Raw genomic sequence first — 22,712 nt, forward strand, 5'->3', positions numbered from 1 at the left:
AGGTGCGAGTTTGGCGGTGCACCGCACCGCCAGGCGAGCCTCGAAGGATGAGCGGCCCGGCTGCTTCCATCCTTCGAGGCTCGTCGAAGACGGCGAGCACCTCAGGATGACGGTTAGAAACTCCGGCGTCGCAGCCGCCCTGCTTGCTGGCGCCAGCCTGGTCGTGATAGTCGCAGCCTCATCGAAATCGCCGGTAACAGGACGGATCAATGACCTCAGCAAAGTACGACGTTCTCGGCATCGGCAATGCAATTTTCGACGTGCTGGTGCAGACCGATGAGGGCTTTCTCGCCGCCCATGGCATGACCAAAGGCGGCATGTCGCTGATCGACGAGGCCCGCGCCGCCGAGATCTACCGCGACATGGGCCCGGCCGTGGAGATGTCCGGCGGCTCGGCGGCCAACACCATTGTCGGCCTCGCCAGCCTCGGCGCGCGGACCGCCTATATCGGCAAGATCAAGGACGACCAGATCGGGCGGCTCTACGCCCATGACATCCGCGCCGCCGGCGTGGCGTTCGGGACCGCCGCCGCTGCGGATGGTCCCGCCACCGGCTGCTCCTACATCCTGGTGACGCCGGACGGCGAGCGCACCATGAACACCTATCTCGGCGCGGCGCAGCAATTGACATCAGGCGACATCGACGCCGCGGAGGTCGCGGCCTCGAGCATCGTCTATCTCGAAGGCTATCTCTGGGACCCGAAGGATGCCAAGGACGCCTTCGTCAAGGCGGCTGCGATCGCGCATCAGGCGGGCCGCCAGGTCGCGCTGACGCTGTCGGATTCGTTTTGCGTCGATCGTTATCGCGGCGAATTCCTCGAGCTGATGCGGCAAGCCACGGTCGATCTGGTGTTCGCCAACGAGGCCGAACTGCATTCGCTGTACGAGACCTCGGATTTCGACGCCGCGCTGAGGCAACTGCGCAGCGATGTCGGCCTCGGCGTCGTCACCCGCAGCGAAAAGGGTTGCGTCGTGGCGTCGAAGGACGGCGTGTCAGCGGTGCCGGCATTTCCGGTTCGCGCGATCGTCGACACCACCGGCGCCGGCGATCTGTTCGCCGCCGGATTCCTGTTCGGCCTGGTGCGCGGCGCCGGCTACGAGGCCGCCGGACGGCTGGGTGCGCTCGCCGCAGCCGAGGTGATTCAGCACATCGGTGCGCGGCCGCAGACCTCGCTGAAGGAATTGGCGAAGGCGAACGGGCTGCCGGTGTAGGGGCGCGTCACGCCGCATTTTTGATGTTGATCTTCACCTTGAGACCGGCGCGTCCCGCCAGCGTCAGCAGCGTATCCAGCGAGAACTTGTTGATCTTGCCCTGCAGGAGGTCGTTGAGGCGCGGCTGGGTAACACCGAGGCGGCTCGCGGCCTTCGCCTGCGTGGTGTCCCAGGCGGCAATGGTGTCATGGATCGCGATCATCACATCGGAGCGAATTTTCATGGTGGCCGCTTCTTCGGGGCTGTCCGACAGCGCGTCCCATACATTCGCGAACGTCCTGGTCTTCATGATCTCAACTCTCGTTTGAGGTCTCGCAACCGCGCAGCAGCAAGGTCCAGATCGCGCCGAGCTGTCTTCTGCGATTTCTTCTGGAAGACATGCAGGACATGGACAGCGTCGGCAAATGTCGCAACGTAGATCATCCGGAAAGCTCCGCTCGCATCACGGAGCCTGATTTCCCGAACGCCCGATCCAATCGTCTGCATTGGTTTCCAGTCGATCGGATCGCGCCCCATTTGCACCCGATACAGCTCCTAGCCGGCCTGCTGGCGCGCGGCCGTCGGAAAATCACGCAAACGGTCAAGCGGAATCCCCGTGGAACGTCATCGGCTTGAGCAGCATTGATAGATTATATCATAACTGATATAAACATCAAGTAGCTCGTAGCTCGTAGGGCGGGTTGAAGGCGAAGCCGTAACCCGCCATCTCTTCAGGTCTAACGGCGGATTACGCCGTCGGCCTTAATCCATCCTGCGCGCTACGCGCTGCTTTACGAGGCGCCCTTCACCGATGTTGCCTCGACCGGGCCGGAGAAGCTGTTCGACGAGGAGAAGGTCACGCGGCTGTTTACAAAAATTCAAGCTATCAACGACAGCGCGGTGGCGTGAGGCCCACCATTTTGCCCGTCGGGTTATTTTGCCGCACCCCTTTTCATTAAATTCTGCTTTTCGGAAACAAAAATCACCCCTATATTCCTCCCCATCCCGTCCCACCAAAGGGGCGTATCCGGATCGTCAGAGACGCGGGGCGGGGTGCGGTGGACGCGGCAGCGTCAGGCGCGCCAGTGATTGCAGGGCGGGTTTCCCGTGAGCGATGATACGGCGGGCTGACGAACGGCGCTTTCGCCTTCGCTAGAGCTTCGGCGGAATGGGACTTGAAAAACCCGGCGAAGCCTTTGGCGTAGACGGTTGCTGCGTACGGTGAAGTCGTGTGGTCCTGACGCCTCAGAGGTTGGCGTCAAGTCTGCGGAGGCCTGTCATCCCAACCGGGCTCTGACAGCCATATTCGCAGGCGACGGAGGCAAACAAGCCCGATTCTCCGGGGAGATCACGAAGTAAGCCGTAAAACCATTGCGCAGGGAATGTCGGATTGCCTCCGCTGAACCTGTATGCTCGTGTGCGCTTTCTTTACCCATTTGCACACGGGACCGCGGATGCAGCGTGCATCCGGCATTCCCCGCGCCCTTTGATTTCGAGGGGCGTGAAACTTCCCTCGCATACCCCGGGCGCATGGCGTCGCGGGAACGAATTTCCATGTCTGAATTAGACGACCAATCCCAAGAAACCTGTCGTTTCCAGGCTCTCGGACCTCATCCTGAGGAGCATCGCGTGAGCGATGCTTCTCGAAGGATGGCCGCAGGTGACGGTCGTGCAAGCCGCCATCCTTCGAGACGCAAGCCATCGCCCTCAGGGCGAAGGCTTGCTCCTCAGGATGAGGTTCGGAGACGCTGCCGATATGATTCGAACTTTGAAATCGTTGATCTAGCCGTCATTGCAGGCAGTATCGGTGAGGGAACTCGCAAAGCAGAACGGGTTGCCGGTGTGGGCCAACCCTCGGCGTGTCACGCGCCTGACATACGCAGCAGCATGCGGGCAACGCTGGATTGCTTTTGCCGCCATGGCCGGATATTTTTGTCCAAACACGCCATCATTTTGCGGAATGGGAGGTCGGCTGTGTCTCCACGGAGAACAACGCAAGCCGTTCCCGGCCTTTGGCTATTGGCGGCACTGACCGCCTTCAGCCTGTGCCAGCCGCTTAGCCCAGCCCGCGCCGACGACTGGACCGATTGTAACGGTCCGGCGCCCGAGAAGGTGGAGGCTGCCTGCTCCGCTATCATCGGCGATGCCGCGCGCCCCCCGGGCGATCGGGTGAAGGCCTATGTGAGCCGGTCTCGAAGCTATCTGAATGGTTCGAAGTTCGACCTTGGGCTGGCCGACGCCGAGGCAGCGCTGCAGCTCGATGCGAAGTCGGTTCCGGCGCTGCTGGCGCGAGGTTATGCCTATGAGCGGACGAACAGGCTGGATTTGGCGCGGGCCGATTTCGATTCCGCCCTGGAGATCGAGCCGAAAAATGCCATCGCGTTCGTCACGCGCGGCAATCTGCGTTCGCTGCAGCGGAACTGGACGGATGCGATCGCCGACTACAGCGCGGCGATCTCGCTACGGGAGGATTTCGCGGTAGCCTATGTCGGGCGCGCGCGTGCCGCGGTCGAAATGGGCCAACCGGACGACGCGATCAAGGATCTGGATCGGGCCATTGCCATCAACGTCAATGTGCCGGCCGCGTTTTTCTGGCGAGGTCAGGCCTATCGCCGCAAGGGCGATATGGATCACGCGCTGGAAGATTTCTCCCGTGCCGTCGCGCAGGCACCCAGGAATGATGTCGCTCCCCATTTCGCGCGCGCCCAGATCTACAGTTCCAAGGGCGACTATGCGCGCGCACTAGCCGACCTTGACGCGGTTCTCGCCGTCGCGCCGGACAATGCGCCTGCCAAGCAATTGCGCCAGTCGACACTCGCGATGCAGACCGAAGTTGCGGGAGCGCGGGACAAGCCGGCGCTACCTGCGCCAGCGGTCGGCGGGCCAGCCCCGGCGGCGCCTGTGGTGCCCGGACAGTCCTCGCAGCAAGCGGCACTCTCCGGCACGTCCGGAACAAAGGCGCTGGTCGAGCGGGCCAAGATGTTCATCGTTCAGGCGAAATATCACGATGCCGTCGTGCTGCTGGATCAGGCGCTGGCGATCGATCCGCGCGACGAGCTTTCGCTGCGGCTCCGCCTGCTGGCGCATGGCAAGCTGAACCAGCTGGCCGAGACCCGCACCGATCTCGATGAGTTGCTCAAGCTCAAGCCGGCCGACGTGCAATTGCTCGCGTCCCATGCGCTGACAATCGCGGCCCTGAAACAGACCGATCAGGGCATGGCCGAGGTCGAGCGCGCGCTCGCCCTCGATCCGAACAGCGCTTTTGCCTATTTCAGCCGCGGCCTGATCAAGCGGATGCTCGGAAAGCCGGCGGACGCCGTCGCCGACTTCGATCGCTCGATCGCGATCGTTCCGGCGCAAAGCAATGTATTCGCCGAGCGCGGCGCGACCTACATCGCGATGAACCAGATCGACAAGGCGCTGCCCGACCTCGACCAGGCGCTGGCGTTGGATCGAAACAACGACAATGCGAGGGCGACCCGAGGCTTGGCGCTGCTGCTCAAGGGAAACACGGCCGAGGGATTGCCGGATCTCAATAACGTGCTCGAGCGGAATCCGACCAACCAGGTGGCTCTTCTCGGGCGCGGGATCGCGATGATCACATCGGGCCAGTTCGATCGCGCGATCGTCGCGCTCAATCAGGTCGTCGGCAAGGGGACGGATGATACGCCCGCGCGCCTGATTCGGGCGCGCGCGTTCCTTGCGAAAGGAGATGCCGCCGGCGCGATGCCGGATCTCAATACGGTGCTCGCGGTTCGACCCGCGGACGTCCAGGCATTGACCATGCGCGGCAGCGCCTGGTCGGCCATGAAGGAATACCCCAAGGCGCTCGAGGATCTCAATCAGGCGATCGAGAAGCAGGAGACTGTCGAGGAATACGTCGCGCGGGCCGGCGTCTACGAGGCGCAAAACAAGATCGGCAAGGCCTCGGCCGATTTCAAGCGGGCGACCGAACTCACGCCGAAGAACGTGTTCGACGTGCTGGCGCAAACCAACGCCAAACAAAAGGTCCAGCAGCTCTCCAAGCGGCTGCCTTGCGGCAGCAAGAGTGACGCTACCTGCCTGTGATTGCGTTGTGCGGACGGACACCGGCGCGGGAAATTAGACTCCTGTCCATCAAACGTCATTGCGAGGAGCGCTTGCGACGAAGCAATCCATTTTTCCTTGCGGCGGCGAAATGGATTGCTTCGCTTGCGCTCGCAATGACGGCCGCTGGTCAGGCCGTTTCACGCCGTCTTCGCGGCCTTCAGTCCAAGTCGCGACTCGACCGTCTCGCGCATCATGAATTTCTGGATCTTGCCGGTGACGGTCATCGGAAACTCGTCGACGAATTCGACGTAGCGCGGGATCTTGTTGTGGGCGATCTGGCCCTGGCAAAACGCGCGGATCTCCTCGGCCGTCAGCGTCTCGCCCGATCGCGTCCTCACCCAGGCGCAGAGCTCCTCGCCATAGCGGTCGTCGGCGACGCCGAAAATCTGCACGTCCTGGATTTTTGGGTGGCGATAGAGGAATTCCTCGATCTCGCGGGGATAGAGGTTCTCGCCGCCACGAATCACCATGTCCTTGATGCGACCGACGATGTTGCAATATCCCTCTTGGTCGATCACGGCGATGTCGCCGGTATGCATCCAGCCGCTGGCATCGAGCACGTCGGCGGTCTTCTCGCGCTCGTCCCAATAGCCCAGCATGACGCTGTAGCCGCGGGTGCAGAGTTCGCCGCGTTCGCCGCGCGGCACGATCTTGCCTTCGAGGTCGACGACCTTCACCTCGACATGCGGATGAATGCGGCCGACGGTGGACACCCTGCGTTCCAGGGGGTCGTCGACCGCGCTCTGGAAAGAGACCGGGCTCGTCTCCGTCATACCATAGGCGATCGTCACCTCGCGCATGTTCATCTCGCTGTTGACGCGCTTCATCACCTCGATCGGGCAGGGTGCGCCCGCCATGATGCCGGTGCGCAGCGACGACAGGTCGAATTTTGCGAATTCCGGATGATCGAGTTCGGCGATGAACATGGTCGGCACGCCGTAGAGCGTCGTGCATTTTTCCTGCTCGATGGTCTTCAGCGTCGCCAGCGGATCAAAACCTTCGCCCGGATAGACCATGGCACAGCCGAGCGTGACGGCGGCGAGGTTGCCCATCACCATGCCGAAACAGTGATAGAGCGGCACCGGAATGCAGATGCGGTCCCGCTCGGTCAGCCGCATGGCGCGGCCGGTGAAATAGCCGTTGTTGAGGATATTGTGATGCGTCAGCGTCACGCCTTTCGGCGATCCCGTTGTGCCGCTGGTGAACTGGATGTTGACCGCATCGTCGAATTGGAGAGTCTTTGCCAATGTCGCCAGCGCGTCGCGATGGCGTGCGCCGCCCATGCCGGCGACGTCCTCGAACGCAATCGTGCCGGGCGCCCGCGGGCCGCCGACCTGGATCACCGCGCGCAATTGCGGCAACCGCGCCGCATGCAGGTCGCCCGGCTCCGCCCTGGCCAACTCGGGCAGCAGCGTGTTCAGCATCTCTATGTAGTTGGAGGTCTTGAACGCGGTCGCCGTGACGATCGCGGCGCAGCCGACCTTGGCGAGCGCGAATTCGAGTTCGCTCAGCCGATAGGCGGGATTGATGGTGACGAGAATGAGCCCGGCCTTGGCGGCGGCAAACTGCGTCAGCGTCCATTCCGGCCGGTTCAGCGACCAGACCCCGATCCGCGCGCCGCGTTCCAGCCCGAGCGCGAGAAGGCCCGCGGCCAAGGCGTCGACCCGCCCGGCCAACTCCGTCCAGGTCCAGCGGACGCCATGGCTCGGCGAAACCAGCGCCTCGCGATCGCCCCAGCGCTGGACCGCCTTGTCGAGGCTGTCGCCGATGGTTTCGCCGAGCAGCGGCGCATCGGAAATGCCGCAAACATAGCTGTCCGCAATTTCAGTCAAGTCGGGTTCTCCTTCATCTCGTCATGCCCGGGCGTAGCCGTTCGAAGGACGGCGTCGCTTCCGCTCGCCTATGCCCGGGCATCCACGTTTTCTGCCGTGCACCGACTGAAGACGTCGATGGCCGGGACAAGCCCGGCCATGACGCTCTCTAGGGTGCGCGCATTGCTTCATCAGAAGTCACGCCGCCTTCTGGCCGCTGCCGGCGTCGAGCCCGGCATAGACGCCGCGCTCGAAGCCCGCAAAGGCCTCCAGGCATTTGCCGTCGGCGAACGGCAGCACCTGCATCAGGATGACGCCGCTGACGTCGCGCGCGGGATCGATCCAGAAATAGGTGTTGGCGAGGCCCGCCCAGGCGAGGCTGCCCGGACTGCGCCCCTCCGGCGTCTTGGCGGTCGTGATCAGGAAGGACAGTCCCCATTTTTTGGCCATGTCCGGATAGAGATCGACATCGTTGGTGGCGAAGGCGACGTACGAGGTCATCTTGGTCATGACCAGATCGCCGATGTGATTCTGGCCCATCATCGCGACGGTCTCGGGTTTGAGCAACTGGTTGCCGTTGCCCTTGCCCTTGTTCAGGATCATCTGGGTGAACTTGATATAGTCGCCCGCGGTGCCGTAGAGGCCGCCGCCACCCATGTGGAATTCCGGATCCTGCTCGAGCTCGAACGGGATCGGCGCCAGCGATCCATCCGGCCCGCGCGCATGCATGGCGACGAGGCGCTTGCGCTGCGCTTCGCCGAGCTTGAAGCCAGTGTCGCTCATCCCGAGCGGCGTGAACAGGTGATCGCGCAAGTAAGCGTCGAGCCGCTTGCCGCTGACCGCCTCGACCGCCTTGCCGACGAAATCGATGTTGGTGCCGTATTCCCAGCGCGTGCCGGGGTCGGTCACGATCGGGGTTTTCAGCGCCGCGTTCTTGCAGGTGGTGATCCCCGGCGTTCCGGTCTTCTCCAGATATTTCACCATGTCGCCGTTCCACATGTCGTAGCAGAAGCCGGCGGTATGGGTCATCAGATGGCGCAGCGTGATTTCCTTCTTCGCCGGCCGCAGTTTTGGCTCGCCGGACGCATCAAAACCTTCGAGCACCTGTGGCGAAGCGAGATCGGGCAGCACCTTGCCGATCGGGGCGTCGAGCGAGAGCTTGCCTTGCTCGACCAGTTGCATGGCGGCCGCGGTGGTGATCGCCTTGGTCATCGAGGCGATCCAGAACACGCTGTCCAGTGTCATGGCGTCGTCTTTGGACAGGTCGCGTTTGCCGAACGCGCCCTGGTAGATCACTTCCTTGCTGCTGGCGGCGATGGCGACCACGCCGGGGATTTCCTTGGCGTCGCTTTTCTGCCGCAGTACCTGATCGATCTGAGCCTTGCTTTGCATGGGGTCTCCTCCCGGTCATTTTTTGAAGTGCGGCGATCTTCCTCCCGCCCGCCGCTTCCCGCAAGCGCGGGCGTCTCGCCCGGATGTAGCGGTCGCGATCTCGTGATCACAGGTGGGGCGGTAGAGCGACCGAACTGCAACACTCGCCATAATTTGCGGTGGATTGATCTGCATTGTCGGTGACCTGCCGCCACATCGGCGATATCTTTGCAGCGTAAATGTGGAACTGTTTTGGCAATAAGATATTCACATTGCAGCACAAACGGTGCTTTCGGCGGAATGATTTCATGCAATTGATGGCAGCCTTTGTTGCCGCGGGGAGACAGTGATGATTTCGACCTGGAGCGAATGGAAGCGATATCCCCGGGCCGGGCGCGGCGAAAATATCGAAGCCCCGATCTCGCCTGGAATTTTCGAGGTCCGCTATGCCGGGACGGGTGCGCTGCACTCGTTCGACGCGGTCGATAATGTCGCCCAGGCGCTGGCACTGTTGCCGAGAGGTTCCAAATCATGGTTCGCGCGCCGCGAACGCATCGATAATCCCGATCTGGAATATCGTACCTGCGCAACATCGACCAAGGCCGATGCCAAGGCGGCAGCGGAGCGCATGATCGGCCGCCGCGAGACCTATATGAGCGGCGCGGCCTGATGAAAGCCGTCGTTCCGGGGCGATGCGTAGCATCGAACCCGGAATGACGATATTGCTCCCAGCCCTCAAAATAGCTTGAAGCAGCCGTGCTTTTGCGGCCGGTGCATTGCGGTCGGTTTCGGCCTATATTCGGATTCAAGGCCCACAAAATCCAGGGAGTACCGCCATGACCCCGACCGCTGCCGCACGCGCATCGAAACCTTCCGCCCCCTCGCTGCACGACCGCCTGAAGGATGCCTCGCTGCTGCGCGACCGCTGCTATATCGACGGCGCCTGGGTCGGTACGCCGTCCCGTCCGGTCACCAATCCGGTCAACGGCGTCGAACTGGCGAAGGTGCCCGTCATGAGCACGGCCGAGGCGATCCAAGCCGTCGAAGCCGCCGAGCGCGCATTTCCGGCATGGGCCAAACTCACCGCCAAGCAGCGCTCCAACATCCTGCGTAAATGGTTCGACCTGATCATCGCCAACCGCGAGGATCTGGCGCTGATCCTCACCTCCGAGCAGGGCAAGCCGCTCGCGGAAGCGCTCGGCGAGGTCGATATCGGCGGCGCCTATGTCGAGTTCTTCGCCGAGGAGGCCCGCCGCGTCTATGGCGAAACCATTCCGACCCAGCGGGCGGATGCGCGGCTGCTCGTGATCCGCCAGCCGATCGGCGTCTGCGGCGCCATCACGCCGTGGAATTTCCCGGCTTCGATGATCACCCGCAAGGTTTCGCCGGCGCTGGCAGCCGGCTGCACCGTGGTGCTGAAGCCCGCCAATGAAACGCCGCTCACGGCGCTGGCGCTGGTGGCGCTCGCCGAGAAAGCCGGCGTGCCCAAGGGCGTGTTCAACATTCTCACCGGCAATTCGTCTGCGATCGGCAAGGTGTTGTGCGAGCATCCGGCCGTGCGCTTCGTCGGCTTTACCGGATCGACCGAAGTCGGGAAGATTCTCTACCAGCAGGCCGCGGTCGGAGTGAAGAAGCTCGGGCTCGAACTCGGCGGCAACGCGCCGTTCGTGGTGTTCGATGACGCCGATATCGACGCGGCGGTCGACGGCGCCATGGTCTCGAAGTATCGCAACATGGGCCAGACCTGCGTCTGCGCCAACCGCATCTACGCCCAGGACAAGATCTACGATCAGTTCGTCGAAAAGCTTTCGAAGAAAGTCGCGGCGATGAAAATCGGCGACGGCACCGAAGCTGGCGTGACGCAGGGGCCGCTGATCAACATGGAGGCGATCGACAAAGTCGAAAAGCATATCGCGGACGCGGTCAAGGGCGGCGCGAAAATCGTCACCGGCGGCAAGCGCCATGCGCTCGGCGGCAGCTTTTTCGAACCGACGGTGCTCGCCAATGTAAGGCCGGATGCGCTGGTCGCGCACGAAGAGACCTTCGGGCCGCTGGCGCCGGTGTTCCGTTTCAAGGACGAGGCTGACGTCATCGCGATGTGCAACAATTCGCCGTTTGGGCTCGCCTCCTATTTCTATTCGCGCGATCTCGGCCGGGTCTGGCGCGTGGCGGAAGCGCTGGAATCCGGCATGGTCGGCGTCAACACCGGCCTGATCACCACCGAAGTGGCGCCGTTCGGCGGCGTCAAGGAGAGCGGTCTGGGGCGTGAAGGCTCGCATCACGGCATGGAAGAATATGTCGAGATCAAATACGTGATGATGGCGGGGATTTAGAGCCCATCCATGAACTGGCGCAGCCGCGGCGCCCATTTGTCGGCGTCGCGGCCGGTTGCCGAGTGGCCGTAGTCGCTGTCGAGCAGGAAATAGTCGGCGTCGACACCAGCGGCTTTGAGCCCCGGCATGACGAAGGCTTCGAGTTCAGGTGGAAACAGTTTGTCGGTCCGGGACAATACATAAAGCACTTTCGACTTGATCTTGCTGAACTGCGCCGTCACGTCGAAGCCGCGCAGCGCCTTCGCCAGAATGATCAGCGAATTCGCGTCGAATCCTCTCGCCCATCGCGCCGCCTCTTCGCGGATCGCGGCCTCGATTTTTGCGGGGTCCGAGATCGTGTCGCGCAGGCGGGTCTCGATGCCATAGGTCTTGAGCGTGGCGCTGCGGATTGCGATCACGCTCTCGAGCACGCCGCCGCTATCGTAGTAGTCGCCGCCGTTCCAGTTCGGATCCTTCGACAAGGTTCCGAGCAGGCGTTCCACATTTCCGTCGGCGCGCTCGCGCAGCACTAGCGGCGCGGTGACGACGGCGGCGATCCCCTTCATCATGCCGGGGTAGTCGACCGCCCATTGAAAGGCCTGGATTCCGCCATAGGACGGACCGACGATCGCAACCAGTTTTTCGATGCCGAGATGTGCGAGCAGCGCGCGCTGGGTGGCGACGATATCGCTGACGGTGATATCGGGAAACCGCGGGCCGTAACGCGTGCCGGTGACGGGATCGATGTCGGTTGCGTTGGTTGATCCGTAGGACGAGCCCAGCATGTTCGGGCAAATGACAAAGAAGCGGTTGGTATCGACCGCCTTGCCGGGACCGACGATCCCGTTCCAGCTTCCTTCCCCGGTCGATCCACCGGGATCGATCATCTGTGGGCCGCTGGTGTTGCCATGGGTGACCAGCACCACATTGTCGCGACCGGGCGCAAGTGTTCCCAGCGTCCGATAGGCGATGGTCACCTCCGGCAAGACGATCCCGCTCTGCAGGCGAAAATTTTTGGTGACGAAGGCCTTTGTGTCAAGGGGCGCATTCATGTTTCGAACCTTTCACAAGGAATGGTGGAACTACCGCCGCAGCACCGCGATCATCCGGTTGGCGAAGGTCAGCCGCTCGGCCATCACCGAGACGAAATAGGTCAGGAGCTTCTGCCCGAGGATCGGATTTTCGCTCTTGAGCGCTTCGAATTGATGCGTGCTCAACACATAGAGAATGCTCGCGACCTCGGCCTGGATGGTGGCGCTGCGCGGGGCGTGCGAGACGAGGCCCATCTCACCGATCGTGGTGTAGCGGCCGAGGCTGCGCACTCGTGAGGTGCGACCATCGCCTGTCGGAATCATGATGCCGACGCGGCCGTCGAGAATGAAGTGCATGGAATCGGCGGCGTCGCCGGAGTTGACGATGATGTCGCCGGCGTCGACCTCGAGGCGCTCGCAGCGTCCCATCAGCTCCAGGGCGTCGGGCTCGGTCCCGAGAATCTGGGTGAACCAGTCGCGCAAGGAGGCTTCTTCGGCCTCGCGGCCCCGATGCAGCGAAATGATCTCGTTCTCGCACCATTCCAGCGCGTGATCGAGTTCCGGAACGATCGAGACTTCCTGCGAGACGAACCCGCTCGAGCGCAGTGCCTTCTCGGCCGTGGCCGGAAGATGCACCAGCACCAGCCTGATGCCGCGGTCATGCGCGGTGCGCTTGATCTGGTCGAAACTGTAGGCCGCAGACGAATCGATGCCGGTGACCAGCTTGAAGTCGAACACCAGAAAGCGGCATTCGGGATGCCGCCCCAGCAATGCCTTGACGTGCTGGTACAGCCGATTGGCCGAGCCGAAGAACAGGTAGCTCTGCAGGTTCAGTCCCTGGATCTTGCCGCCATGCGCCGACAGCACCGCCTGGTCGTCGCGCGAGCGGTCGAGCGAACTGCGATATTCCGAGCCGTCGAAGCTGAATTTGATGGAGTTGACCCGCGAGGCGCTGAGCGCGAACGTCGCGCAGCCGATCACGGTGCCTATCAGGATGCCGGCGATGAAGCCCCATTGCACGATGATGACGATGATCGCTAGCAGCGACAGATATTCGATGAATGAAAGCCGCCGCCGCGACTGCACGATCCATTTGTGCAGCCCATCCGCGCCGAGATAGATCAGGAGGCCGCCGAGCACGAATTTCGGCATGTAGCCGAGCAGCGTCGGCGCAAAAGCCAGCATCAGCGCCGAAATCGCCGCGACCGTCAGGCCGGAGAGCCGGCCGCTGCCGCCGCTGTTGAAGTTGAGCACGGAACGGCTGACCGAGATGCAACCGGTATAGCCGCCGAGCGCGCCCGACAGCAGGTTGGCAAGCCCCGTGACGCTCAGCTCGCGCTCGAGATTAGCCTCGCGTTGCGTGGCGACCTCGATGCCGGTGGTGTTGAACAGGGTGCAGGACGCCGTCACGAAGACGACGGCGATCAGATTGCCTGACAGTTCCGGCAACTGAGACCAGGGGTAGCGGCTGAGCTCTGCCGCGCTCCATGGCAGCATGAAGTTGATGCTGGACGGCGGCTGGAAAGTCCAGCCCGCGGCCTGCGCGTCGGACGACGAGATGCCGATCAGCCAGAACGCGAGATGAGCGGCGATGACGCCGCCGACGAGGATGGCCGGCAGCCCGAAGGAACTGCGCGAGCGGTGCCAGGTCAGGTACAGCACGATGGCCATAAGGCAGGCCGCCGCCAGTTCGGACAGGGTCAGCTGGTTGGCGAACTGGCCGACGGTTGCGAATTGCAGGCGGTGACCGGTGATGACCCGGATCGCGCCCAACAGGATCAGGCAGCCGGTGGCGCCAAGAAATCCGCCGACCACGGGATAAGGCACATAGCGGATGGCGCGGCCCATCCGCGTCAACCCGAAGCCGCAGAGCACGAGGCCGGTCGCGATGCTGGCCAGGGCAAGGGTGATGATGACCGGCGCCAGCAAGGGTGCGCTGGTATCTGCCAGTGTCATCCGCTCGACCATCGACGACGCCAATATCCCCGTCATCGCGGCGGTGGAGCTTTCCGGCCCGCCGATTGCGAACGGCAACGAGCTTCCGAGCGCGACGACGGCGGCGAGGATGGCCGATGAAATGAAGGTGGCGGCGACGCCGTAGGACAGATACGGCGCCAGCGGGCCGCCGAAGATCAAGAGCGAATAGGACAGTCCGAACGTCACCGTCAGGACGCTGGCGGCGCTGCCGCCGAGAACGTCGTTGATCGCCCGGCGCAGTTTTGGGCTGAAACTGACGGATTGACTGATGACGCTCAAGCTTGTCCCCATCACCACTGTCCGTGGTAGACGACAGCGGCGCAAGGGGACAACAGCTTTTTTGCCGGGAACACGGCGGAATTCACGCACGGTCTTGCGGCATCGGCCGCGGAATGAAATCCTGGATTGATCAGTCCGCGCTGCTCCCGCCAAACGCGCCGTGACGTCCCACGCCCGACGCAAAGCGTGTCGCGCCCGACAGCGTCTCGCCGGAAGCGATCACCTCGAGCCCGCCGCGCATTTCGTTGGCGATCGCCTCTTCCTCTGATAAGTCCCATTGCCGCAGCGCCGACAGCCGGTCGGCGCACAAACAGGTCTGCGGGAAGCGCGCGATATCCTTTGCCAGCGCGATCGCATGCGCGCGGGCCTCTCCCTTCGGCACCAGCCGGTTGGCAAGGCCCATGCGCTGCGCTTCGGGGCCACCGACCGGACGCCCGGTGAGAATGAGATCGATGGCCTGCGAATGCCCGATCAATCGCGGCAGTCTTATGGTGCCCAGATCAATCAGCGGCACGCCAAAACGGCGGCAGAACACGCCGAAGGTGGCGTCCTCGGCGACCACCCGCATATCGGCCCACAGCGCCAGCTCCATGCCGCCGGCGACCGCAAAGCCTTCCACCGCCGCGATCACGGGTTTTGACAGCCGCAGCCGGCTTGGTCCCATCGGCGCGATCGAATCGTGGCCGCCGATCTCGCGCTTCTTGTTGGGATCGCCCGCCGCCACCGCCTTGAGGTCGGCGCCGGCGCAGAAGAAACCGCCGGTGCCGGTGAACACCGCGACGGAGGCGTCTTTGTCGGCGTCGAACGCGAGGAATGCGTCGTAAAGCTTGCGCGCGGTGGCGCCGTCGACGGCGTTGCGGCAATGTGGACGGTTGATGGAGACGATGGTGACGGGCCCATCGCGTTCGACCAGCACGGCATCGGGTTCGGACATGATTAGGCTCTCCCTCTTCTTCCTCGTCATTCCGGGATGGTGCGAAGCACCAGACCCCGAATCTCGAGATTCTCAGATGTGCAATTGCACATCGTAGTTCGATGCTGCGCATCGCCCCGGAATGACGGCATTAAATCCGCTCCATCACCCAGCGCGTCACGGCCTGACGATAGTTGAGCGCGCCGGGCACGGTCATATGGGTCTTCAGATATTTGAAGCCGGCCTTCTGCAGCGCGCGATTGGGCGCGACGTTGAAGGCATTGGGTTCACAGAACAGCCGCTTCAGCTTCAGCCGTTCGAAATAGATGTCGGCGCTGCGCCGCACGCATTCGGCGCCGATCCCGCGATGGCGGTGCTCGGGGTTGATGACATGGAGATGCATGTTGGCCTGTTCGCCATAGGTGATCTTGTCGGAACTCGAAAAGCCGACCGGCCGATCGTCCAACAGCCAGATCAGGACCATCCAGGCTCGCTGCTCGATCGTCTTGCCATCCTCGCGCCGGAAGCGCTCGCGCCAGCCTTCCGCAGGCGGCAGCCGGCTGGGATCGACGCCGAGCATCTCCAGGAATTCCGGGGTGGCCGCGAGGAAGTAGTCGATGACGATTTCGAATTCGGAAGTCGTCATCTCCCTGACCGTCAGCGTCATCGATCGGCTCCGGCTTCGGACATGGTCGCGTTCTCTGTGTTCTTGCTTGTCATTCCGGGGCGCATCGAAGATGCGAACCCGGAATCTCGAGATTCCGGGTTCGATGCTTCGCATCGCCCCGGAATGACGGCGTCAGACCTTGAGCTCATTCCCCGTAACCCGCCGATAGGCCTCCAGATAACGCTTGCTGGTGGCGTCCACGACCTCGGCCGGCAATGGCGGCGCCGGTGCATCGCCGTTCCAGCGGCCGGCGCGGCGCTCGGCGTCGAGATAATCGCGCAGCGGCTGCTTGTCGAAGCTCGGCTGCGGCCGGCCCGGCGTGTAGGCATCCGCGGCCCAGAAACGGGAGCTGTCGGGCGTCATCACCTCGTCGATCAGGATGATGTGCCCATCCTTGTCGCGGCCGAACTCGAATTTGGTGTCGGCGACGATGATGCCCTGGTTGCGGCTGATCTGTTCGCCGAGCGTATAGATCGCGCGCGTCATGCTCTCCAGCGTATAGGTCACCTCACTGCCGAGGATTTCGCGCATCCGCGCGATCGTGATGTTCTCGTCATGGCCGGTTTCGGCCTTGGTCGCCGGGCTGAAGATCGCAGGCTCGAGCTTTGCGCTTTCGAGCAGGCCCGGCGGAAGGCTTTCGCCGGCAAGCGTGCCGTGTCCCGCATATTCCTTCCACGCCGAGCCGGAGAGATAGCCGCGGATCACGCATTCGATCGGAAACACCATCGTGCGCTTGCACAGCATCGCGCGTCCGGCGAGGGCTGTGCGATGTCCCTTTAGCGCCCGCACTTCGCCGACGATTTCGCCTGCGTCGGCGCTGATCATGTGATGATGCACCACGCCCTCGAGTTGACCAAACCACCAGGCGCTGATCTGGGTCAGCACCGCGCCCTTCATCGGGATGGTCTCGGCCATCACCACGTCGAATGCCGAGATGCGATCGGTGGTCACGAGCAGCAGGCGGTCGTCGCCAACCGCGTATATATCCCGGACCTTGCCGCGCCCGATCCGGGGCAAGGGCAGGTCGCTGGCGAGCATGGTGTTCATCGGTCAAAACTTTCGAAAGCGGGTTGAGCCCGCGCGGGCGCGTGGACGGTAGGAAAAAGAGGCGCGAAAAATTCACTCCGGCAGCGGAAACGGGTGCGAAGCGGCCGCTCTTCCAGTCCGCTTTCGCCTGTTCGATCCGCTCTTTACTGGATGAGACGAAATTCCACCAGATGTGGCGCGGGCCTTCCAGTGCGTCGCCGCCGAGGAACATCATGCGCACCGGCCTTGTCGTCTTCACCGTGATGCGATCGCCGGGGCGGAAGATCAGCAGTCGCGGCCCCTCGTAGCGGTCGCCGGCGATTTCGACCTCGCCGTCGACCAGATAGATGGCGCGCTCCTCGTGATCGGGATCGAGCGGGACGCTGACGCCCTGTTCGGCGGTGACTTCGGTATAGAACCACGGCGACACCATCGTCACCGGCGAGGATATGCCGAAGGCGTGGCCGGCGATCACGCGCGCGGTGAAACCGCGCTCCACGACCATCGGCAGGTCGGCCGCCGCATAATGCTGGAACGACGGCGCGATTTCCTCCGAAGCCTTCGGCAACGCGATCCAGCTCTGCAGGCCCAGCATATTCTGGCCCTCCCGGCGCTGCAGGTCCGGCGTGCGCTCGGAATGGGCGATGCCGCGGCCCGCGGTCATCAGGTTCATCGCGCCCGGCTGGATCTCCTGGATATTGCCCTCGCTGTCACGGTGCATGATCGAGCCGTCGAACAGATAGGTGACGGTGGCAAGCCCGATATGCGGATGCGGGCGCACGTCCATGCCCTTGCCGGACATGAACTGCACCGGCCCGAAATGATCGAAAAAGATGAAAGGGCCGACCATCTGCCGCTTGCCGTGCGGCAGCGCCCGGCGCACCTCGAATCCATCGCCGAGATCGCGGGTGCGCGGCACGATGACGAGTTCCAGCGCGTCGCAGGATTTGGGATCGCCGAGCACGGGATCATTGGAGGGAAGCCAGCTCATGGGGGGCTCCATGGGTTTTTGCAGGTGATGATTAGCATATTGGCGGGAGTTCGTCCGGGACAAGCCAGCGAGGCCTAACTCACCTTGTCATCGCCGGGCGGCCGAAGCCCCTCTTGCGCGTCCTGGAGCATGGCAACGGACGCCGTGTTCTGTCATCCTTCGAGGCTCGGTCGCTCGTACCTTGGATAACGTTCGCATGATTCCCCCGCTCAAGCCCGGCGTGACACTTCCCCGACCTGAAGGCCCGGTCATCGAGACGGAGCGTTTGATCTTGCGGCCCTGGCGCGGCACCGACATCGAGCCGAACACGGCGATGCTGGCCGATCCGCTCTCCGGGCGTTTCATCACCGCCGACGGCAAGCCCATTGCCGATGCCTTCGTCGGCTGGCGCAATGCGGCGATCATGTCCGGGCATTGGGTGCTGCATGGCGTCGGCATGTTCGTGGTTGAGGAAAAATCAACCGGCACATTCGTCGGCCGGGTCGGACCATGGTTCCCGCCGGGTTGGCCGGCTTTTGAAGTCGGCTGGGGCATTGCCAGCGAGTTTCGCGGCAAGGGCTATGCGCTGGAGGCGGCGCGGGCGGCGCTCAACTGGTCGTTTGCGACCTTCGATCTCGATGAAATCATCCACACCATCGACCGCGAAAACACGGCGTCGCAGGCCGTGGCGCGGCGGCTTGGCGCGGAAAAGGGGCGCGAACACGATCTGTTCGGCCACGTCGCGGATATCTGGGTGACGCGGCGTGACAAATGGCAGGCGCGGCCGGCAAATTGAAACGGTCGATTGATTGCATTAGATTCGACAACAGCATGGTCAGCCGAAGAATTATGATCCGATGATGCCGCAGATCGATCTTGCGCTTTGCACCGGCACGGCAACGCTGTTGCTCTTGCTCGCGGCGCTGTTGTTTCGTGATTTCAGGGGCGTCGCCGCGGGCCGGCTGGCGATCGCCTTTGCGCTGGGCTCGGTGGCCCACGCGCTGACACTCGGTCTCGGCTTTGCGCCGCCGGTGGCGCTGTGGCACGCGGCCCTGATCGCGCTTTCCAGCGGCGATATCGTGGTGTTCTGGCTTTTCGCGCGGTCGCTGTTCGACGATGAATTCACGGTACGGCGCTGGCATGCGCTGCCTTGGGCCGCGATGGTGGCGCTGAGTCTGCTCAATTGCCTGGTGGTGGCGCCCGCACGGCCGTGGGACCCGCGCATTTTTCCGATCGTCCTCAACGTGATTTCGCTGGGCTTCGTGGTGCTCACGGTCGGCCAGACCGTTTCGTCGTGGTCCGCCGATCTCATCGAGGAACGCCGGCGGCTGCGCGTGTTCGTGGTGGCTGCGACCGCGGTCTATGCCGGGTTTAATGCGGTTGCGCAGATATTCCTGCCCGACCCTGGCCCGCACAGCGTTGCAGGCATTTTGAATGTCGCGATTCTCGCCATCGTCGTGGCCGCCATCGTTTTTTCACTGACGTACGTCAGGGGGGAGACGATCTTCGCGATTGGCGAGAGGCCGGTCGCCCAGGCGGTCGCTGTTGGTGAATCGAGCGTCGCGGATCGGAAGCTGGTCGATGCCCTGATACGGTTGATGTCGTACGAGCGGATCTATCGCCACGAGGGCATCACTATCGGCACGCTGGCCACCAAACTCGCCGTGCCCGAATACCGATTGCGCCGGCTGATCAACCAGCAGCTCGGCTACCGTAATTTCAATGTCTTCCTCAACGATCACCGGATCGAGGAGGTCAAGGCCGCGCTCGCCGATCCGTCGCAAGCCGAAGTGCCCGTGATCACCATTGCCATGGACGCAGGTTTTCAGTCGCTCGGGCCCTTCAATCGCGCCTTCAAGGCGACCACCGGCGTGACGCCGAGCGAATATCGCCGTCTCAACGAAGCCCGCGCCTGATCGATAACCTGCTGGAAAAACAAGATTATTTCAAAATCGGCGAGGTGGGCTGAGTTTTCCACCAGCGCGATTTGCAAATCCGGCGAGCGCTTGCGGCGCCGTTGAGGTGATGTCCGGCACGCCATGATGGCACGAGACTACCGGAGAACGCCGTGACCCGAAGAAACAAAATCATCCTGCTTGTGACGACCGTATTGGGCGGCGCGCTGGCGCTGACGGCGGTGCGCGCCCACGACGCGCCGCGCATCGCGACCGGATTCGTCGCGCACACCCTGTGTTCGGCTGCCTTCGTGTCCGGCCTCGATCCGGATCAGGTCTATACGGAGACCCTGGAGGCGATGCCCGGCGTCGGGCTGATTTCCTGGGCGTTCGCCTACCGCATCGATCGCGATCGCAGGCAGGTCACGACGACCTTGCTTGGCGGCGGCCAAAGCCGCGCGGTCTACAGGCAGGGTTTTGGGTGCTATCTCTCGCATGGCGGCGATGAGGTCGACGAGGCCTCGCTGCCGGCAGAGACAGCCGAGGTGGCGCGGGCGTCGCTGCCGGAAATCGCGGGGCCATCGGTTGTGACGCCGGCCACGCCGCAGCTCGGCGCGGCGCTGGATCGCGCCTTCGCGGAGCCCGACAGCCCGCCGTTCCGCCACACCAAGGCGATTGTCGTGCTCAAGGACGGCCACGTCGTCGCCGAGCGCTATGCGCCGGGATATGGCATCGACACGCCGATCCTCGGCTACTCCGCCACCAAATCGGTGATCTCGGCGCTGGTCGGAATCCTGGTTCGCCAGGGCAAGCTCAGCCTCGATGCGCCGGCCCCGGTCGCGGCGTGGCAGAGAGCGGACGATCCGCGGCATGCGATCACCGTCGACCAATTGCTGCGTCACACCGCCGGACTGGCGATGGGCAGTTCGCTGCAGGCCTCGCTCGGCAGCGTACTCGAACCGGTCAACCGGATGAAATATGTCGAACGCGACATGGCCGCCTTTGCCGAACGTTCCACGCTCGAGACGCCGCCGGGCAGCGCCTGGAATTACCACGACGGCAATTACCTCATCCTGTCACGCCTGATCCGCGACGCGGTCGGGGGTCATGCCGCCGACGTGCTGCGCTTCGCGCGGCGCGAATTGTTCGATCCCCTGGGCATGCACGGCGTCACGCTGGAGTTCGATGCGACCGGGACGCCGGAGGGGTCGGGCCAGATGCTGGCCTCCGCACGCGACTGGGCGCGGTTCGGCCAGCTCTATCTCGACGACGGTGTCGCCGGCGGAAAACGAATCCTGCCCGAGGGCTGGGTCGACTATTCGGCGGCGCCGACGCCGAACGGCTGGGTCGGCTATGGCGCGGGATTCTGGACCAATCTCGGCGACAGCTTTGGCGCCAGCTACCGGATCGAGCACGGCTGGCCGCGCGATGCGTTCATGGCCAAGGGAACGATCGGCAAATACGTCATCGTGATTCCGTCCGGGCATCTCGTGATCGTGCGGATGGGCACCTCGCCCAACTGGCCGCCGGAAGCCGACGGCGCGTTTGCGCTTGTCAGCGACGTGGTTGCCGCGACGCGCAATGGACGCGTTGCCGCCGGGAATCAGAATTGACCGGGTTCGGTGTTTCGGCGAGGGCAGTGCGCTCCCTCTCCCCGCTCCTTCGCGGGGAGAGGGTCGGGGTGAGGGGCTTTCTCAACGAGCGCGACTCGTTGAGAGTCCCCCTCACCCGAAATTCGCTACGCGAATTCCGACCTCTCCCCGCAAGCGGGGCGAGGTGAATGGACCTTGTCCCGATTCTACTTACTGTCGTCCCAACTGCGTCGCTTGCGCGACGCGATCGAAGCGCTCCAGCGACAGGATCGCGTCGGCCAGCTGATCGGCGCGGCCGTTCAGCACGGGCCGGGCCAGCGTCAGGAATTTCTGCGCCATGGCCTGCGCGTCGGGAAACGAGTTGGGTTCGCCGGAGGGATCGGGATAGAGCCGCTCATGGATGCCGTCGTCGGTGGTGATGCTGACGCGCGCGCCGAAGGGATGGGTCCGGCCGATCTCGAGGCGGTCGTCCTGCACCACATCGAACTTGTCGGCGAGCGCATCGACCGCGGCATCGCCGAGCCGGTCGTAATCGTCCCAGCCGAAACGGCCCTGGTCGAGCGCCACGGCGCCGGTGAAGAACATCGAGAACTGGCCGCCGACGATCGAGGTCGGATGCCGCTTGGTGGCGGCGTCGCCCGTCAGCGTGATGCCGTTACGATGCAGCCCGATCTCGACGCGCCTGATCTGGTCCGGCGTCAGATTGTGCTCCCGCCGCATCGCGATCAGCGCGTCGAGTGCCGCATGGGTGTAGCGGCAGCTCGGATAAGGCTTCACGCCGATTTTCATGGTCTCGTAGATCTGGCCGAGGCCGGCTGTCGCCTTGTCGGGATGGGCGTTGTCGCTGTAGCCGACCAGAAGCCCATGCTTGCCCTCGATCGATTCGGTAGCGCCGACGAAGTCGTTGCGCGCCAGGGTCGCCGCGATCACGCCGTTCATCGCCGCGGCGCCCACCTGATAACGCTTGTTCCAGGCGCCGTTGACCAAAAACTGAAGCGAGCCTGCGGCCTGGCTGCCGGAGACGCCGAAGGCGGCGATGATTTGCCCCTTGGAAAGTCCGAACAGTTTCGATGCCGCGGCCGCCGCGCCATAGGTGCCGGCGGTAGCAGTCGGATGAAAGCCGCGCGCATAATGCGAGGTGGGGTCGAGCGCGTTGCCGAGCCGGCAGCATACTTCATAGCCCGCGACGATCGCGGTCAGCACGTCGCGGCCCGAGGCGCCCACCAGTTCGCCGACCGCAAACGCGGCCGGCACCACCGGCGCGCTCGCATGCAGCGAGGAATCCGCGTGGGTGTCGTCGAAATCAAGGGAATGGCCGAGCGCGCCGTTGAGCAGGGCTGCAACCGCCGGCGTCCAGGTCCTGGCATCGCCGAACACGGTGGACTCGCCCTTGCCGTCGAGCGCGAGCGCCTCCAGCATTTTCAGCAGCGAGGGCGTGGATTCCGCGTCGCGCCGCGCGCGGATGGCGCTGCCGAGAAAATCCAGCGTCAGCGCCTTGGCGCGTTCTTTGACTTGGTGCGGGATATCCTCGAATTTCAAATCCGCGACATAGGCGGCGAGCGTTGCGGTCTCGTTGGCCATGGTGTTTC

At 63.6% G+C, this 22,712-nt stretch carries 17 protein-coding genes and 1 pseudogene; 7 read left to right on the forward strand and 11 right to left on the reverse strand.

What is annotated here, in order from left to right; genetic code table 11:
• Positions 1-209 precede the first annotated feature (209 nt).
• Positions 210-1,211: an adenosine kinase gene (locus tag VK804_RS09760; protein ID WP_325370386.1), complete on the forward strand. Its 1,002-nt coding sequence runs from the start codon at positions 210-212 to the stop codon at positions 1,209-1,211.
• 7 nt (positions 1,212-1,218) lie between these two features.
• Here VK804_RS09760 and VK804_RS09765 read toward each other — a convergent pair whose 3' ends face one another.
• Positions 1,219-1,500 (reverse strand): helix-turn-helix domain-containing protein, encoded by a 282-nt coding sequence (locus VK804_RS09765; protein ID WP_325370388.1) that lies wholly within the window; start codon positions 1,498-1,500, stop codon positions 1,219-1,221.
• Positions 1,497-1,727 (reverse strand): type II toxin-antitoxin system RelE/ParE family toxin, encoded by a 231-nt coding sequence (locus VK804_RS09770; protein WP_414642748.1) that lies wholly within the window; start codon positions 1,725-1,727, stop codon positions 1,497-1,499. Before VK804_RS09770 ends, VK804_RS09765 begins: the two co-directional genes overlap by 4 nt.
• An 834-nt stretch (positions 1,728-2,561) precedes the next feature.
• On the opposite strand from VK804_RS09770, the gene VK804_RS09775 reads away from it, so the two are divergent.
• Positions 2,562-5,258 (forward strand): tetratricopeptide repeat protein, encoded by a 2,697-nt coding sequence (locus VK804_RS09775; protein WP_325370390.1) that lies wholly within the window; start codon positions 2,562-2,564, stop codon positions 5,256-5,258.
• 158 nt (positions 5,259-5,416) lie between these two features.
• On the opposite strand, the gene VK804_RS09780 is transcribed toward VK804_RS09775, so the two are convergent.
• Positions 5,417-7,111 carry an AMP-binding protein gene (locus tag VK804_RS09780; protein ID WP_325370392.1) on the reverse strand — a complete coding sequence of 565 codons (1,695 nt, stop codon included), beginning with the start codon at positions 7,109-7,111 and terminating at the stop codon, positions 5,417-5,419.
• A gap of 177 nt (positions 7,112-7,288) precedes the next feature.
• Positions 7,289-8,482, reverse strand: a complete 1,194-nt coding sequence (locus VK804_RS09785; protein WP_325370394.1) for a serine hydrolase domain-containing protein — start codon at positions 8,480-8,482, stop codon at positions 7,289-7,291.
• Positions 8,483-8,810: 328 nt separating this feature from the next.
• Here VK804_RS09785 and VK804_RS09790 point away from each other — a divergent pair, with 328 nt between their 5' ends.
• Together VK804_RS09790 and VK804_RS09795 are read left to right on the forward strand one after the other, a co-directional pair.
• Positions 8,811-9,131 carry a hypothetical protein gene (locus VK804_RS09790; RefSeq protein ID WP_325370395.1) on the forward strand — a complete coding sequence of 107 codons (321 nt, stop codon included), beginning with the start codon at positions 8,811-8,813 and terminating at the stop codon, positions 9,129-9,131.
• A gap of 166 nt (positions 9,132-9,297) precedes the next feature.
• Positions 9,298-10,794: an NAD-dependent succinate-semialdehyde dehydrogenase gene (locus tag VK804_RS09795; protein WP_325370397.1), complete on the forward strand. Its 1,497-nt coding sequence runs from the start codon at positions 9,298-9,300 to the stop codon at positions 10,792-10,794.
• On the opposite strand, the gene VK804_RS09800 is transcribed toward VK804_RS09795, so the two are convergent.
• From VK804_RS09800 to VK804_RS09825, 6 genes and pseudogenes are all read right to left on the reverse strand, one after another.
• Complete coding sequence (locus tag VK804_RS09800; protein WP_325370399.1) at positions 10,791-11,825, reverse strand: alpha/beta fold hydrolase; 1,035 nt, start codon at positions 11,823-11,825, stop codon at positions 10,791-10,793. The two genes, VK804_RS09795 and VK804_RS09800, sit on opposite strands and share 4 nt — an antisense overlap.
• Positions 11,826-11,855: 30 nt before the next feature.
• Positions 11,856-14,060, reverse strand: a complete 2,205-nt coding sequence (locus VK804_RS09805; protein ID WP_325370401.1) for an SLC26A/SulP transporter family protein — start codon at positions 14,058-14,060, stop codon at positions 11,856-11,858.
• A 130-nt stretch (positions 14,061-14,190) separates the two neighbouring features.
• A complete protein-coding gene (locus tag VK804_RS09810) occupies positions 14,191-14,994 on the reverse strand; it encodes a crotonase/enoyl-CoA hydratase family protein (RefSeq protein ID WP_325370403.1) in 804 nt (267 codons plus the stop codon).
• A gap of 130 nt (positions 14,995-15,124) precedes the next feature.
• Positions 15,125-15,640, reverse strand: a complete 516-nt coding sequence (locus VK804_RS09815) for a GNAT family N-acetyltransferase (RefSeq protein ID WP_325370405.1) — start codon at positions 15,638-15,640, stop codon at positions 15,125-15,127.
• Between the two features lie 132 nt (positions 15,641-15,772).
• The gene (locus tag VK804_RS09820) at positions 15,773-16,687 is read right to left on the reverse strand and encodes a phosphoribosylaminoimidazolesuccinocarboxamide synthase (RefSeq protein WP_325370407.1); all 915 of its coding nucleotides are present in this window, start codon (positions 16,685-16,687) and stop codon (positions 15,773-15,775) included.
• 88 nt (positions 16,688-16,775) lie between these two features.
• Positions 16,776-17,657, reverse strand: a pseudogene (locus VK804_RS09825) (pirin family protein); the annotation flags it as partial.
• A 196-nt stretch (positions 17,658-17,853) separates the two neighbouring features.
• Here VK804_RS09825 and VK804_RS09830 point away from each other — a divergent pair.
• The 3 genes from VK804_RS09830 to VK804_RS09840 all read left to right on the forward strand — a co-directional run bounded on the left by VK804_RS09830 (position 17,854) and on the right by VK804_RS09840 (position 21,144).
• Complete coding sequence (locus VK804_RS09830; protein ID WP_325370409.1) at positions 17,854-18,432, forward strand: GNAT family N-acetyltransferase; 579 nt, start codon at positions 17,854-17,856, stop codon at positions 18,430-18,432.
• Between the two features lie 61 nt (positions 18,433-18,493).
• Positions 18,494-19,552 carry an AraC family transcriptional regulator gene (locus tag VK804_RS09835; RefSeq protein WP_414642749.1) on the forward strand — a complete coding sequence of 353 codons (1,059 nt, stop codon included), beginning with the start codon at positions 18,494-18,496 and terminating at the stop codon, positions 19,550-19,552.
• A gap of 152 nt (positions 19,553-19,704) precedes the next feature.
• The gene (locus VK804_RS09840; protein WP_325370411.1) at positions 19,705-21,144 is read left to right on the forward strand and encodes a serine hydrolase; all 1,440 of its coding nucleotides are present in this window, start codon (positions 19,705-19,707) and stop codon (positions 21,142-21,144) included.
• A 189-nt stretch (positions 21,145-21,333) separates the two neighbouring features.
• Here the strand turns inward: VK804_RS09840 and VK804_RS09845 are convergent, their stop codons facing one another.
• Positions 21,334-22,704, reverse strand: coding sequence for an MmgE/PrpD family protein (locus tag VK804_RS09845; protein WP_325370413.1), 1,371 nt, complete (start codon positions 22,702-22,704; stop codon positions 21,334-21,336).
• Positions 22,705-22,712: the final 8 nt, after the last annotated feature.

Source organism: Bradyrhizobium sp. (assembly GCF_035484855.1).
In the GTDB taxonomy this organism is placed as follows: domain Bacteria; phylum Pseudomonadota; class Alphaproteobacteria; order Rhizobiales; family Xanthobacteraceae; genus Bradyrhizobium.